This is a genomic window from Streptomyces sp. SA15 (genome assembly GCF_002291145.1).
Classification (GTDB): domain Bacteria; phylum Actinomycetota; class Actinomycetes; order Streptomycetales; family Streptomycetaceae; genus Streptomyces.
Genome location: NZ_NTGE01000007.1, coordinates 36,261 through 51,781 on the forward strand (window position 1 = coordinate 36,261; position 15,521 = coordinate 51,781).

Consider the following 15,521-nt stretch of genomic DNA (forward strand, 5'->3'; position numbering starts at 1 on the left):
CTTGAGTGGAACTGGCTGAGCTGAAGCGGCCCCGGTTCCTCGATCATCGAGATAGTCGAAGTAGTCGAAGCGCTTCGATGTTGCTGCGAGGTTAAGTGAAGGCATGGGGGTGCACAAGGGTCGATTCCAAGATTCCTCCGAGGTGTAGAGGAGTCGACCGCTCTTCTATGCCGCTTGAAATAACGGTCAGGAGTCGGACTTGTTGCCCCGGTGTCTCTTGACACCACCCCCGGATCGAATGAGCATCGAAGCGCTTCGAAAGCGCGTCGCCGCTCCACAGCAAAGGGAACCCCACGTGACCGCACAAACGCCGCCCACGCCGCCGTTCCGCGACCAGCAGCTGCCGTTCGCGAAGCGCATCGACGACCTGCTGTCGCGGCTGACCCTCGACGAGAAGGTCGGTTTCCTGCACCAGTTCGCGCCCGCGGTCGAGCGCCTCGGCATCGCCGCCTTCCGCACCGGCCAGGAGGCCCTGCACGGAGTGGCGTGGATGGGCCCGGCGACGGTGTTCCCGCAGGCGGTGGGCCTTGGCGCGACCTGGAACACGGATCTCGTACGACGGGTCGGCGAGGCGGTGTCCAAGGAGGTCCGGGCCATGCGCGCCCGCGACGACCGCGTCGGGCTGAACGTCTGGTCGCCGACCGTCAACCTCCTCCGCCACCCCCTGTGGGGCCGCAACGAGGAGGGCTACTCGGAGGACCCCAAGCTCACCTCCGCCATCGCCGCCGCGTACACGCACGGCCTGCGCGGCGACCACCCGACGTACTGGCGCACCGCTCCCGTCCTCAAGCACTGGCTCGCGCACAACAACGAGACGGACCGGTCCACCGCGTCGAGTTCGGTCCGCCCGCGCGTGCTGCACGAGTACGACCTGCGGGCCTTCCGCGAGACGGTCGAGGCGGGCGCGACGGCCGGGGTGATGCCGGCGTACAACCTGGTCAACGGCCGCCCGAACCACGTCTCGCCCTACCTGCGCGAGCACCTGCGCGCCTGGACGGACGAGGAACTGCTGGTCTGCTCGGACGCGGGCGCGCCCTCCAACCTGGTCGACTCCGAGCACTACTTCGACACCCACGAGGAGGCCACGGCCGCCTCCCTCCTCGCCGGAGTCGACAGCTTCACCGACCACGGCACGGACAGCTCGCAGATCGTCGCGCGCATCCAGGGGGCCCTGGAACAGCGTCTGCTGACCGAGGGCGACATCGACACGGCCGTACGCCGCCAGCTCTCGGTCCGTTTCCGGCTCGGCGAGTTCGACCCGCACGACGACCCGTACGCCGACACCCGGTACTTCGACACCCCGGAGCACCGGGCGCTCGCCCAGGAGGCCGCCGAGCAGGCGATCGTGCTGCTCAAGAACGACGGCGTGCTGCCGCTGGCCCTCGACACGCGTATCGCCGTGGTCGGTCTGCTCGCCGACGAGTGCAAGCTGGACTGGTACAGCGGCACGCTGATCCACCGCTCCACCCCGCTGGAGGGCCTGTACGAGCGGTTCGGCGCCGAGCGGGTGGAGTTCGCGGAGGGCGTGGACCGGGTACTGCTGAAGACCTCCGCAGGCACGTTCCTCCACGTGCCTGAGGCCAAGGACACCGCCGACGAGGTACGCGGCGCCGAGGGCGCCTTGGACCCGGCCCTCCTCGCGGGCCGCACGGACCTTCCCCCGCTCACCGCGGACGCCACCGGCACGGAACTCGCGCTCGTCGACTGGGGCGAGGGCGTCCTCACGCTCCGCGCGCCCGACGGCCGCTACCTCTCGGTCGCCGAGGACGGCTACCTCCGCGCCTCCGCCGACCAGCCCGGAGGCTGGATCGTCCAGGAGACGTTCCGCCTGGAACCGCACGAGAACGGACACCTCCTCAGGCATGTCGGTACGGGTCGCCACGTCTCTGTCGCCGCCGACGGAGCAAAGGTTGCCGACGAGCATCCGGAAACGTTCGAGCTGATCATCGTCGAACGCGGTGAGGACGCGGTGACCCGGGTCACCGCACAGGCCGACGTCGTCCTGGTGGTCGCGGGCAACGACCCGCACATCAACGGCCGCGAGACCGAGGACCGTACGACCCTGCGGCTGCCCGCCCAGCAGGAGCGGCTGCTGCGCGCCGCCCGCGCCGCGAACCCGAACACCGTGCTGGCGCTGGTCTCGGCGTACCCGTACGCGGTCGACACCGCCGACCTCCCGGCGGCGCTGTGGACGGCCCACGGCGGCCAGGCGGCCGGCACCGCCCTGGCCCGCGTGCTGGCCGGCGACGTCTCCCCCGCGGGCCGCCTCCCGCAGACCTGGTACGCCGACGACACCGACCTGCCCGACCTCCTCGACTACGACGTGATCGGCGGCCGCCAGACGTACCTCTACTTCGAGGGCACGCCGCTGTTCCCGTTCGGACACGGGCTGTCGTACGCCTCGTTCTCGTACGGCGATCTGACGGCACGGGTCGACGGCGAGACACTGCATGTCTCCTTCACGATCACGAACACCGGTGACGTCACCGCCGACGAGGTCGCCCAGCTCTACACACGCGCCGCGGACCCGACGGTCCCGCGCCCGCGCCGCGAGCTGGCGGCGCACCGCAGGATCACTCTGGCCCCCGGTGGCCGCGCGGAGCTCACCTTCGAACTCCCCCTGTCCGTCCTCGAGTTCTGGGACGTGGCCCAGGGCGGCCGCTGGCGCCTGGAGCCGGGTCCGTACGAGATCCTGGCCGGCGCCTCCAGCGAGGACATCCGCCTCCGTACGACCGTGCTGCTCGACGGCGAGCCCGCCGCCCCACGCGCCGTCCGCGAACGCGGCCTGGACGCGGCGGACTTCGACGAGCAGAGCGGCATCGACATCGTGGACCGTACGAAGACCTCGGGCGACGCGGTGACGGCGGCGGAGGGCCGGACCGGTGAACTGCTGTACCGGTCCTGCGACTTCGGCGGCGGCGTCACGGAGGTGACGGCCGCGGTGGCGGGCGAGGGCGCGGTCGAGATCTCGCTGGACGGCGGCCCGGTACTGGCCACTTTGACGGCCGACGCGTCGGACTCCGGGCCGTACGACTACACCACGCTCGGCGCCGGGATCGTCGCCGAGGGCGTGCACGACGTGCACCTCAGACTGCGCGGCCCGTTGCGGCTTGCGCGCGTCGGCTTCTCCGGTTGAGGGTCCGGACGAGGCCGACTTGAAGAAGGGGCCCGGCACCGGAAGGCATCGATGCCGGGCCCCTTCGGGCAGCTTAGCTGAAAATGGTTGCCATTAGCTAGAGGGTGAGCCCGGTCAGCACGAGAACCCGCTCGTACGTGTAGTCGTCCATCGCGAACTTCACGCCCTCGCGGCCCATGCCGGACTGCTTGACGCCGCCGTACGGCATCTGGTCGGCACGGTAGGAGGGCACGTCGCCGATGACGACACCGCCGACCTCGAGTGCGCGGTGGGCACGGAAGGCGACCTGCAGGTCATGGGTGAACACCCCTGCCTGGAGGCCGAACTTGGAGTCGTTGACGGCGGCGAAGGCGGCGGCCTCCCCGTCGACCTTCTGCACGGTCAGGACGGGCCCGAAGACCTCCTCGCAGGAGATCGTGGTGTCCGCCGGTACGTCGGTGAGGACGGTCGGCGCGTACGAGGCGCCGTCCCGCTTGCCGCCGGTGAGGAGGTTCGCCCCGGCCTCGACGGCTTCGTGGACCCACGCCTCGACGCGCTTGGCGGCGTCCTCGCTGACCAGCGGCCCGACGTCGGTCTTGTCGTCGCTGGGGTCGCCGGTGACCTGGCTCTCGACGGCGGCGACGACGCGGGGCAGCAGGCGGTCGTAGACGGAGGCGTCGGCGATGACCCGCTGCACGGAGATGCAGGACTGGCCGCCCTGGTAGTTGGAGAAGGTGGCGATGCGGGTGGCGGCCCAGTCGAGGTCGGCGTCGGAGGCGTAGTCCCCGAGGACGACGGCGGCGCCGTTGCCGCCCAGCTCCAGGGTGCAGTGCTTGCGCGGCACCGAGTCCATGATCGCGTAACCGACCTTGTCGGAACCGGTGAAGGAGATGACGGGCAGGCGCGGATCCTGTACGAGTGCGGGCATCCGCTCGTTGGCTACGGGGAGGATGCTCCACGACCCGGCGGGGAGCTCGGTCTCGGCGAGGAGTTCGCCTATGACGAGGCCGGAGAGCGGGGTGGCGGGTGCCGGCTTGAGGATGATCGGCGCGCCTGCCGCTATCGCGGGTGCGATCTTGTGGGCGCACAGGTTGAGCGGGAAGTTGAAGGGCGCGATGCCGAGGACGACGCCCTTCGGGAAGCGGCGGGTGAGGGCGAGACGGCCCTGGCCGCCGGGGTCGGTGTCGAGGCGCTGGGCCTCACCGCCGTTGAAGCGCCGGGCCTCCTCGGCGGCGAACCGGAACACGGAGACCGCGCGGCCGACTTCCCCCCGGGCCCACTTGACCGGCTTGCCGTTCTCGGCGGAGATCAGCCGGGCGATCTCCTCGGTGCGCTCGACGAGCCGCTTGCTGACGTGGTCGAGGGCGGCGGCGCGCACGTGGGCCGGCGTGGCGGCGAAGTCCTCGCGGACGGCGTAGGCGGCGGCGATGGCCTCTTCGACGTGGGCGTCCGTGGGGACGCTGACCTTGCCGACCAGTCGGCCGTCCCACGGGGAGGTGACGTCGAAGGTGTCCTCGCCGGTGGCCTGGCGGCCGGCGAGCCAGAAGGCGTGGGTGGAAGTCATCGTGGAGTTCCGGCCCTTCCGTGGTGGGGGTGTGCGTGGTGTCGGGGTCCACGGTAGGGCGGGGGTGGGCGGGGGGCGCTTGTCCGAGTCGTACTGGTGGAGGTGGGAGGTGCGCCGGATTGGCGTGGTGGGTGGGGGTGCGGCTCGAGGACGACCCGACCGGCACCGCCGCAGAGTAATAGTCAAGACCTGTGGATCGTTCTAGTTGTCGTCGCAGTTCCGATGCCATCGGCGGTTCGACGTCGTGTCACTCCTGAAGAACTGGTCGGCCTCAGCGAGCAAGAAGCCTCCGCCCGCGTACGGCTCCTATGACTTGCAGAGGGCGCACACGAGACGGTAGCTACGGGGACTACGTCACTCACAGGTTGCGGTACCCGAGGAGCCGGAGCATCGCGCGACGCGCACCTATAGGAAGCCAGATCCTGCGGAGGCAGTCCTTGCCGTGCTTGCTCCGTTTGACCACGAATGTCGAGTGGACGCGCTCTTCGTCCGCGTAGACGCCCAGAGCACCCCCGGTGAGCATGTGGAGAAAGCCGTCGAAATCGCTGAGCCCGCCGCCATCGTCCCCGCACTCGGGGGCGAACTCGTCGCCGTACTCGGCGTCGAGCTCGTCGAGATCGACCCCGGCGGCGGCCAGAACGGCACGCGGTTCACCGGTGGTCTGCAGCACCCAGCGGCCCTCGATCTTCACATCAGGGATGTTCGGCGCTGCGGCGAGCAACTTCGTATAGTGGAAACGAAAGTTGAGCGAGCACACAGCGACGACCAGGGCCTCCGGATACTTCTTCTTCTGCGCCCGGAACTCGTCCTCCAGCGCGTCGGGCTGCATCCCGTCCTCGACGAGCGCCGGATCGGTGATCTTCACCGTGGAGCCCCACACGGCCACGCTCACCTCATCCAGGTCCTTCCTGCGGACCGGACTCTTCGGAAGCGCGAGCCGGGACGGGGCACGCTCACGCCGCACCGCCGAGACCGTCGAAAGGCCGAGCACCGCCGTCCGGGCCGCCTCCGGGTCGTGGGCGGGGGCCGCCGACGGCCGCTGGTCAGGCAGGACCGGCGCGGCGAACGGCGGGTGGACGACGACCAGATGCGCGAACCCCCTGTGATCCGGGGCCTCGGACACGGGGCGAGGGACAGGCCGCATGCGGCGAGTATGCCGCAGCCCGCCATCAGCGGCCAAGCACCTTCCTGCCCGAAGCCGGCGGGGCCGTCGGCTCCGCTCCGAGCTCCTGATGCGCGAGGGTGCGACAGCACACGGACCGGGTCCGGACCGCGGTCTCAGCGAAGTGTCGCACTAGCGCGCTACTGCGACACTCACGTACACCTGGGCCGCTCCCGCAGCACCCGCCGCACTTCCGCACGCCCCGCGCCGCTCCCCGCCATCGATAGGCCGCCGTCTTTGGGGCCATGCGCGTACACGCGGACGCACTCCACGACGACGCAGCGCTTGCACATCCTGACGAACCCCCGCACCCACGACCGTGGCGGCGGGCTCAGCCCATTTTGCGCCGGATCGCTGTGCCCCGGGCGGGGTTCGCCGCTGACTCCTCGGCCGACGACAACTCCCGGCGCCGGAAAGTACCCGCGGCCAGAGTCAGCGGGCCGATCAACGACACGAGCACCGCGACAGCGCCGAGCGCGACCGGCAGGCTGGTCAGCTCGGCGACCCCGCCCACCATCGGAGGGCCGAGCAAGAACCCGCTGTAGGCAATGGTTGTCGCAAACGCGACCTCGCGCTCACCACCGCCCCCATCGGCCCGTCGCCCGGCCGCGCCACTCAACTCCATGACGACGGGAGACGCGTACGCCAAACCGACACCAGCGACAGCGAAGCCGGCGAAGGTGAGCGCCGGCGACGGCGCCATGACCGCGGTGGCCAGCCCCAGCCCACCGATCGCCGCACCCCCGATGAGCATCCGTGGTGCGCCCCAACGACGCTGGATCGCCTCACCGCACAAGCGGGTGCACGCCATGGTGATCGAGAAGCACGAGTAGATCAGGGCGCCGGTGGCCTCGCTGAGACCGCGCTCCCGCACACCGAACAGCGCCGACCAGTCCGCGGTCGCTCCTTCGGCTATCGAGGCACACAGTGCCACGCCGCCGAGCAGCCACAGCGCCGGTCGCCTGAACGGTGCCCGCCCGGCGCGCCCGCCCTCTGCGGGCACCCTCAGTTGTTCCTCGACGGGAATCCAGCGGGCGATGCCGACGGTGACGCCGCCGCAGATCACCGCGACGATGACAAAATGACGGCTCGGAGCCAACCCTTGTCCGGCCGCGACCGCAGCGCCGACCGAACCGGCCAGCGTGCCGAAACTGAAGGCCGCGTGGAACAGCGGCATGATCGCCCGACCGGTCCGCCGGGTCGCTGTCACGCCGGACACGTTCATCGCCACGTCCATCGCGCCGACCATTGCGCCGAGTACGATCAGCAGCAGGCCGAGCGTCACGGGCGACCTCGCCAGTCCCAGAGCCGGAAGCATCGCTGACCCGGCAACGCCGGCCACCGTCATCACGACGCGAGCGCCGAACGCCGCGCACAGCCGACCGGCGAGAATCGAAGCGGCGATCATACCTACGCTGGCACCGAGCAGGGACAGCCCCAGCGCACCCTCCTCCGCACCGATCTGCGCGGCCAGCGCCGGCACCCGAGGGGCCCACGAGCCAAGCAGCGCGCCGTTGAGAACGAACGCACCGAGTACCGCGATGATCCCCGGGTCCCGGCCGCCGGCTCGGTCCGGATGGGTACCGGTCATTGTCAGCTCCGTCCCGGCCCGGTCCTGGTCGAGCCACGATCGGCCCGGCGCCGTGGCACACCTGCGGAGATCTCCGTGGATCACGCCAATGGAACCGAGCGTAGGTGCGCCGGAACACCTGCCGGCCGCGATGGCAGGTTCGCGCCAAGAAGATGTGGAGATTTGATCGATGAAAACGGCATCCCGCACGCCATGCCCGGACACGGCCGGTGCGTCGTAGCCGACCCTGCCGCCTGGAAACCTGGCCAGCCGCTCTGCAATCCGCAGCACCTGCGCCCGCTCCCGCCGCGCGAGGCGTCGGCTCCTCCCCGTTCTACAAGCGTTCGGTAGCTGCCAGACCCTGTAACGCGGGTGGCGTCCCGCCGCGTGGTGTAGCGATACGGACTGCCGGACTCCAGGCGGGCTGCACGAGGCCATCACCCCGGGTCACGACGCGATCTGCGCGGGGCCCGGACGCTCACCCAGTGATTGGCAGATCTGTTCCACCGGCACGGCCACCTCACCTGGGGTTTTCCTTCGCGGGGGTGGAACAGATCTGCCAATTCCCCCCGCTGGATCGGCGGCTGGGTCTTCCTGTTCGCCCTGCTCGCGGGCGGAGGGGGCGGAGGGGGCGGAGCCCCCAGCAGGCGCCCGCACCCACGCCGGGTGCCTACTCCGCCGACGTCGCCTTCAACGCCAGCCACAACTCCATCCGCACATCCGGATCGTCCAGCGACCGCCCCAGGATCTCCTCCACCCGCCGCATCCGGTACCGCAGCGTATGCCGGTGAACCCCCAGGTCCGCCGCCGCCGCGTCCCACTGCCCGTGCCGCGACAGCCACGCCCGCAGCGAGGCCACCAGATCCCCCCGGCCGGTCGCGTCGTGCTCGTGCAGCGCCCGTAGCAAGCCGTCCGCGAAGGCCTTCACCGCGTCGTCGGCGAGCAACGGCAGCACGGACCCCGCCGCCATCTGCTCGTGCTCGACGCACACCCGCCCCCGCCGCCGCGCCACCGACAACGCCTGCTCGGCCTGCTTGTACGCGGCCGCCGCCGCGATCGGGCCGGCCGGGGCCGACAGCCCCACGACCAGTTCGTCCTCGTCGCCGGCCGCCGCCTGATCCCGTATTCCTGCCCGCGCCGCCTCCACCGCCGCCGCGTACTCTCCGCACGCGGCCACCGCGGCACCCCCGTCCGCGGCCAGCACCACCAACCGCTTCCCCTCGCCGTCACCCTCGGGCACCACCAGCACGGCCTCCCCGGACCGGGCCGCCGCCGACTCCACGACCTCGACGAGCGCGCCCAGCGGGTCACCGCCCGTGTCGGCGGCGGCGAGCGCGGCGGCCGTCGGCTTGGTGAGCGGTCCGTGCGCGCGGCCGTCGGCCCGCACCCGCGCGGCCGACGTGGAGGAGGCCGACTCGGCGACGATCATCCGGAACGGGGCGTCCAACAGTTCCCCGTACAGGTCCCCCGCCACCGCACGCGCATGGTCCGGCTCGCCCGCGAGCAGCATGCGCAGCACCGCCACCCCGATCCGCTGTTCGGCCGTGTGCAGGGCCCGTGAGCGTTCCGTGGTGAGCGTCAGCAGTGCGATGGCCGAGTGGAGGGCGTACCGCTCGGCCGTACCGAGAGCCGCGGCCGTCCCCACGGCGAGGGCCGCCCGCGGTCGCCGTCCCGTGCCCAGCGAGTGCAGTTCGACCCGGTCCTCGTGGTCGGGTCCGCCCACCACCGACGAGGCCGGCGCGGGCCGCTCCCACAGCCGTTCCACATCCGCCGTGAGCCGGGCGGCCCGCCGCCCCGCCCACTCCGGCGCGGTCGCGACGACGGCGCCGGACGCGTCGTACAGCGCCGCCCATCCGTCCACCTGCGAGGCGAGCTCGGCGAGCAGCCCCTCCGGCCCGTCCGTCAGCGCCTGCTTGGTCAGCTCGCGCTGGGCGGCGAAGCCCGCCGTCACCGCCCGGTACTGGTCGGCCGCGATGGCCGCCGACACGGCCTTGCTGATGGCGAGGAAGGGCGTGCGGCGCGGCACCTCCAGCAGCGGCAGCCCCTCCTTCTCGGCCGCGTCGACGAGCGCGGCGGGGATCTCCTCGTAGTTGACCCCGACGGCGAAGCCGAGCCCCGCGACCCCCGCCCCGACCAGCCGCTTCACATAGCGGGCCATCGCTTCCGGGTCCTCCGCGTCCAGCTTCAGCGCGGTGATCAGGAGCAGTTCCCCGCCCTCCATGTACGGGACGGGGTCGGCGAGCTCGCTGGCGTGCGCCCAGCGGACGGGCACGTCCAACCGGTCCTCGCCCGCGCGTACGGTCAGCTTGAGCGCGGAGTGGTGGACGAGCGAGGCGAGCGTCGGGGGCATGAGGCCTTCAGGTATGTGGGACCGTCGTGATCTTTGTGACCTTTTGGCCGCCGCGTATGAACGACCTATGGTGATTCTGCCTCACCGTACGGTCCCGGTGCGCCCCAAGTCCCCATGCCCTGCTCAGTGACCCTGCTCAGTGATCCTGCTCAGTGATCCTGCTCAGTGATCCTGCTCAGTGACCCTGCTCAGTGACCCTGCTCAGTGACGCAGATCCACCAGCAGCGGCGGCGCGTGCTCCCCCTTCACATTCGTCAGCGACAGCACCGCGTGCCCCGGCGGCACCCCGTGCGCCAGCTCGGACGCCGACCACCGCTCCCGCTCGACCTGCCGGACGGTGACCGCCTCCGTGGTCACCGCCTTGCCGGTGACCAGCTTGCGCAGGGCGTGCATGGCACGGGTCATGGGCTGGTCGGCGAACACGGTGTGCTGGGCCACGTCTGTCGTCTCCACCCACTCGGTGCCCCAGGCCCCGGCGAACCGGCTGCCGTCCCAGGTGGTGACCCCGGACAGGGCCATACGGCAGCCGACCGCGGCGTACAGCGGCCCGTGCAGGGCCTCGGGGACGTCGGCGACCGTGCGCAGGGCGAGTACCACGCCGGCGTTCTGCGAGCGCAGCCGCTGGATGCGGCGCACCGACTCGGCGGTGACCGCGCCGGTCGCGTCGTCGAGGACGAGGCAGGCGAAGTGCGCGCGCCCGCTCTCCCGGGCGACGGCGGTGAACTGGGCGAGGACCAGCCGGGCGAGCAGCCGGGACGCCTCCTCGTGGCCGCGCTCGGGCAGGTCGATACGGACCCGGAGGTGGTGGTGGGCGACGGCCCGCAGCGAGAACGGCCGGATCGTGTCGTCGCCCGCGCCGAAGAAGTCGGCGAAGGCCGGCCGGTCCAGCAGGGCGAGCCGGTCGGCCAGCACCGGGCCGGGGTCGCCGGGGGTGCCCGACTGCCTTACCCGGGCGTCGAGTTCCCGGCGCAGCACGGCGTACCGCTCCTCCGTCAGGGCCGTGCGCAGGTCCGTCAGAGCCGACGGCTCCCCCTCCAGCAGCTCCCGCAGGACGGGCAGGGCGGGGAAGGCGCCGTGCACGGCCCGGTACGGGCCCAGCAGCTGGGCCAGCGAGGTCGCGGCGCGCTGGGCGCCCACGGTGTCGAGGTCCCCGGCCAGGGCCTCGGCGAGGAGGGCCGCGGCCTCGTCCGGGTCGTCGGTGCCGGCGTACGGGTCGAGGTCGTAGACGGACTTGGGGTCGCCGATGCGGACGACGACATCGAAGGACGCGTCCGGGCCGAGCGCCGCCCCGGTCGCGCCGACCGCGACGACGGCACACCGCCCGGTCAGCGCCTGCAGGGCGAGGGACTCCACCACCGGCGCGATCACGTGCCGGGTCTTGCCCGACCCCGACGGCCCGACGACGAGGAGCGAGGTGCCGAGGGTCTCCGGTTCGAGGGCGGCGCCGACACCGCCGTACGCGAGCGGCGTGCGGTCGCCGGGTACCCAGCTTCCGATGCGGACCTGGCCGACGAGCAGATCGTGCGGGGCCGTGCGGGCGGGCAGGTCACGGGCACCGGAGGGGTGGGTGAGCGCGGCCGAGCCGTGGCGCAGCACGGCGTCGGTGAACTCGGCGAGGCGTCCCTGGTGGCGGGCGTGCGTCCACGCGTGGGTGAGGCGGGCGCAGTCGACGTCGCTCATCCGCCCGGCCAGTACCTCGGCGGTGAGCAGATCGGCGGCCTGGTGCTGCCCGGCCTCGCGGAGGGCCGGCCACTGGGCGGCGGGCACGGCGACCGGCCGCGCGGGCCCGTCCGTGCCGGTGGACCGGCGGGCGGCGAGCCGCTCCTTGGCGTAGGCCGGCCAGTCGCCCGCCCGGGCGAACGGCCAGATCACGAGGAGGGTGATGACCGTGTACAGGCTGTAGACGAACAGCGGCGACTGAAGCAGGTCGTAGCCCTGGGAGAGGGCGATGGTCAGGTTGAGGAGGGGGTCGACGACCGGGACCGGGTCCCAGAACGCTCCGGGGAACGCGTCGGGGAACACGAGCGCCAGCGCCACGAGGGCGCACAGGGCGGTGAGCGCGGCTCGCCGGGGCTGGGGTTTGCGGGCGAAGTAGAAGCGGAACGCCTTGCCCCAGCTGCCGAGACGGGCCATGGCCGAGACGATCACGACGAAGGCGATGCCGTTATAGGCGATGAGGGCCTGATTGCCCCACCCGTCGGACTCGTTGCCCTCCGCAGGGGCCTTGGGATTGACCAGGGTCCCGGCATCCCACCAGTCGTCCGGCGTGACCAGCCGCAGCGGAGCCCACTGGTACGGAATCGCACCACGCAGCCAGAAGGACCAGATGATCAGCCCGGCGACCGCCGGGATCACCATGCCGACGATGGTCATCGGGCTGAGCCGCTGCTCCTGCTCCGCGCCCTTCGGCGGCCGGTAACCCAGCCGCCAGATGCCGGGCCGGACCTTGGGACGGGACTCGTTCAGCCAGTCGGCGATTCCCGATGGCGCCGGCCGGCCCGGGGCGTGCGTCGGCCGCGGCGGTACCGCCGACACGTCCGGCGGCACCGCCGGACGTGGCACAGGGTTCGCATGCGTACCCCGCGCGTTCTGCGTCCCGTCGCTGTCCATCGCCCTCGCCCCTTGACCAGCCGTTCCGTCCTCCGTCAGCGAGTCAATCTAACGCCCTCGCCAAGGGAGTTCACCGCTTACGCGGCCGGGCCGGCACGGACTCGCCCTGTCCAAGACGGACAAGCCGTGCCGCCGAGAACGCCCACATGGAGCATGCCCGCCCCCCTCTCCCCGTCCTAGCCTGCGAGAAAAGAACGCAAGCGTCTGCACTTCCCGTCCGCAAGCCCCCTTCGCACTTCCCGTCCGCAAGCCCCCTTCTCACACCCCCTCCGCATACCCCCTCGCAAACCCAGGAGCCCCCCATGACCGCACTTCCGCAGGAGCGCCGCGTCGTCACCGCCATCCCCGGCCCGAAGTCGCTTCAGCTGCAGGCCCGCCGCGTCGCCGCGGTCGCGCAGGGGGTGGGCTCCGTGCTGCCCGTGTTCACCGCGCGGGCGGGCGGCGGGATCATCGAGGACGTCGACGGCAACCGCCTCATCGACTTCGGCTCCGGCATCGCGGTCACGTCCGTCGGCGCCTCCGCCGAGGCCGTCGTACGCCGGGCCACCGCGCAGCTCGCCGACTTCACCCACACCTGCTTCATGGTCACGCCGTACGAGGGGTACGTCGAGGTCGCCGAGGCGCTCGCGGAGCTGACGCCGGGTGACCACGCCAAGAAGTCGGCCCTGTTCAACAGCGGTGCCGAGGCTGTCGAGAACGCCGTGAAGATCGCCCGCTCGTACACCAAGCGCCAGGCGGTCGTCGTCTTCGACCACGGCTACCACGGGCGTACGAACCTCACGATGGCGCTGACCGCGAAGAACATGCCGTACAAGCACGGCTTCGGTCCCTTCGCGCCCGAGGTCTACCGCGTCCCGGTCGCCTACGGCTACCGCTGGCCGACCGGCCCTCAGAACGCGGGCCCGGAGGCCGCCGCGCAGGCCATCGACCAGATCACCAAGCAGGTCGGCCCGGAGAACGTCGCCGCGATCATCATCGAGCCGGTGCTCGGCGAGGGCGGCTTCATCGAGCCGGCCAAGGGCTTCCTGCCCGCGATCAGCCGGTTCGCCTCGGAGCACGGCATCGTCTTCGTCGCCGACGAGATCCAGTCCGGCTTCTGCCGTACCGGCCAGTGGTTCGCCTGCGAGGACGAGGGCATCGTCCCCGACCTGATCACCACGGCGAAGGGCATCGCGGGCGGCCTGCCGCTCGCCGCGGTCACCGGCCGCGCCGAGATCATGGACGCCGCGCACGCGGGCGGCCTGGGCGGCACCTACGGCGGCAACCCGGTCGCCTGCGCGGGCGCGCTCGGCGCGATCGAGACGATGAAGGAGCTCGACCTCAACGCGAAGGCGAAGGCCATCGAGGCCGTCATGAAGCCCCGCCTGACCGCGATGCAGGACAAGTTCGACATCGTCGGCGACGTCCGCGGCCGTGGCGCGATGATCGCCATCGAGCTGGTCAAGGACCGCGCCACCAAGGAGCCGAACCCGGAGGCCACCGCCGCCCTCGCCAAGGCCTGCCACCAGGAGGGCCTGCTGGTCCTGACCTGTGGCACGTACGGCAACGTGCTGCGTTTCCTGCCCCCGCTGGTGATCGGCGAGGACCTGCTGAGCGAGGGCCTCGACATCATCGAGCAGGCATTCGCGCGCATCTGACCGACGGTCCGCACACTTGATTCCGCCAGCGGTAGACCGTGTGAAGAAGGTGTGCGAGGTGGATGGCAGGACGCGATTCCGCCTGTCCTCCGCCCGACCCCTGTCGTAGGTTCTACCCAGATGAGAGATACACCCCGCCCACAGGGGACTGTGGGCGACATCAGGCCGGGGCCTCCCCAGCTTCGACCTGGTCGTGCCCTCGCGCACACAACCGGAGCCTCCGGCTCTGGATCTCCTCACCGATCGGACAGTCGCCCGCCCCAAACCCCCCGGGGCGGCCGACCATCCGATCCGATCGGCCGCCCCGGAACCACCCCCCCTGTTCCGGGGCGGCCGGCCTCCTTCCTCTTTCTCGGCGTTCTCGGTGTTCTCGGCCTTCCGGCCCTCCTCTTCGCGCTGATCACCTGGCAGGTCGTCACCGACGGCCCGCTGCTGCGCACGGACGAGCGCGTCAGCCGCGCCCTGATCCACCCGGACCGCTTCTCGCAACTCCTCGCCGACCTGGGAAATGTCCAGGTCGCGGTCCCTGTCCTCCTCCTCGTCCTGGTGTACGTCGCCCGGCGGGCCCGCGGCATTGGCAGAGACCGCTGGTGGCTCCCGCCCACCGCGGCGGCCCTCCTCATGGCCCTGGTCCCGGCGCTGATCGCCCCCCTCAAGGAACTCATCGACCGCCCGGGCACCCCGGCCGTGCCGCCCGGCACCGGCTACTACCCCTCCGGCCACACCGCCACGGCCGCCATCGCCTACGGCGCCGCGACCCTGCTGCTCCTGCCCTGGCTGCGCTCGACCACGACCCGCCGCGCATGCGCGGTCCTCTGCACCGCCCTCGTCCTCGGCGCCTCCTACGGCCTGGTCCGCCGCGGGTATCACTGGCCACTGGATGTCGTGGCCAGTTGGTGTCTGTGCGTGGTGCTGCTCGCGTCGCTGTGGCTGTTGCTCGCGCGGTGGCCGATCCTGGGCCGCCGCGCCTAGTCCTCCTCCGTCGCCAACCCGGCCGCCGCCTCGTGCATCGCCAGTTCGAGCAGCGCCGGGTCGGTGAGGGTTCCGGAGCCGTCCGGCGGGACCAGCCAGCGGACGCCTCCGGTGGAGCGGCCCGGGTACGGCACCACGATCCAGGTGCCGGCGCCGGCCGTACGGATGCCCGTGCCGAGCCAGCGCGCCGCGGTGCCCGGCGGTACGAAGAAGCCCATTCGGGCGTCGCCGAAGTCGACGAGCACCGGGCCCGGTCGGTCGAGGAAGCGGGTGAGGACGTCGAGGGTGGGATAACCGAGCTCGCCCGGCAGGATCAGTACGTCCCAGGCCTTGCCCGCGGGCAGCAGCGCGACCCCGAGGGGATTGCGCTCCCACTCCCAGCGGCAGGACTCGGGGTCCGGCGCGACGGATGCCAGCCACTCCACCGCCGTCTTCGCCCCTGTCATGAGGAGACCTCCCTTTCATTCGTCGACGCTGGTCGCGTCATGAGGGAGAGGGAGGTCTCCTGGCCGGCGTTACGCGGGTTTTGGCGGCTTTCTCG

General features: G+C 71.6%; 9 protein-coding genes. 3 read left to right on the top strand and 6 right to left on the bottom strand.

The genetic code is table 11. The features are described from left to right. The first annotated feature begins 295 nt into the window (after nt 1-295). Complete coding sequence (locus CLM62_RS00370) at nt 296-3,136, top strand: glycoside hydrolase family 3 C-terminal domain-containing protein (RefSeq protein ID WP_095747855.1); 2,841 nt, start codon at nt 296-298, stop codon at nt 3,134-3,136. Nucleotides 3,137-3,233: 97 nt separating this feature from the next. Here the strand turns inward: CLM62_RS00370 and CLM62_RS00375 are convergent, their stop codons facing one another. From CLM62_RS00375 to CLM62_RS00395, 5 genes are all read right to left on the bottom strand, one after another. Beyond that, nucleotides 3,234-4,679 (bottom strand): aldehyde dehydrogenase family protein, encoded by a 1,446-nt coding sequence (locus CLM62_RS00375; protein ID WP_095747856.1) that lies wholly within the window; start codon nt 4,677-4,679, stop codon nt 3,234-3,236. Nucleotides 4,680-5,037: 358 nt separating this feature from the next. Continuing rightward, the gene (locus CLM62_RS00380; RefSeq protein ID WP_143658888.1) at nt 5,038-5,823 is read right to left on the bottom strand and encodes a DUF6333 family protein; all 786 of its coding nucleotides are present in this window, start codon (nt 5,821-5,823) and stop codon (nt 5,038-5,040) included. Nucleotides 5,824-6,172: 349 nt separating this feature from the next. Continuing rightward, nucleotides 6,173-7,432, bottom strand: coding sequence for an MFS transporter (locus CLM62_RS00385; RefSeq protein WP_095747858.1), 1,260 nt, complete (start codon nt 7,430-7,432; stop codon nt 6,173-6,175). A gap of 649 nt (nt 7,433-8,081) precedes the next feature. After that, nucleotides 8,082-9,761: a PucR family transcriptional regulator gene (locus CLM62_RS00390; protein ID WP_095747859.1), complete on the bottom strand. Its 1,680-nt coding sequence runs from the start codon at nt 9,759-9,761 to the stop codon at nt 8,082-8,084. Between the two features lie 201 nt (nt 9,762-9,962). Next, the gene (locus CLM62_RS00395) at nt 9,963-12,371 is read right to left on the bottom strand and encodes an ATP/GTP-binding protein (protein WP_095747860.1); all 2,409 of its coding nucleotides are present in this window, start codon (nt 12,369-12,371) and stop codon (nt 9,963-9,965) included. A gap of 302 nt (nt 12,372-12,673) precedes the next feature. Between CLM62_RS00395 and gabT the strand changes: the two genes are divergently transcribed. After that, a complete protein-coding gene (gene gabT, locus CLM62_RS00400) occupies nt 12,674-14,008 on the top strand; it encodes a 4-aminobutyrate--2-oxoglutarate transaminase (protein WP_095747861.1) in 1,335 nt (444 codons plus the stop codon). Nucleotides 14,009-14,128: 120 nt separating this feature from the next. Next, on the top strand, nt 14,129-14,980 hold the full coding sequence (locus tag CLM62_RS00405; RefSeq protein ID WP_095747862.1) for a phosphatase PAP2 family protein: 852 nt from the start codon (nt 14,129-14,131) through the stop codon (nt 14,978-14,980). Here CLM62_RS00405 and CLM62_RS00410 read toward each other — a convergent pair. After that, complete coding sequence (locus CLM62_RS00410) at nt 14,977-15,426, bottom strand: hypothetical protein (protein ID WP_095747863.1); 450 nt, start codon at nt 15,424-15,426, stop codon at nt 14,977-14,979. The two genes, CLM62_RS00405 and CLM62_RS00410, sit on opposite strands and share 4 nt — an antisense overlap. Between the last annotated feature and the right edge of the window lie 95 nt (nt 15,427-15,521).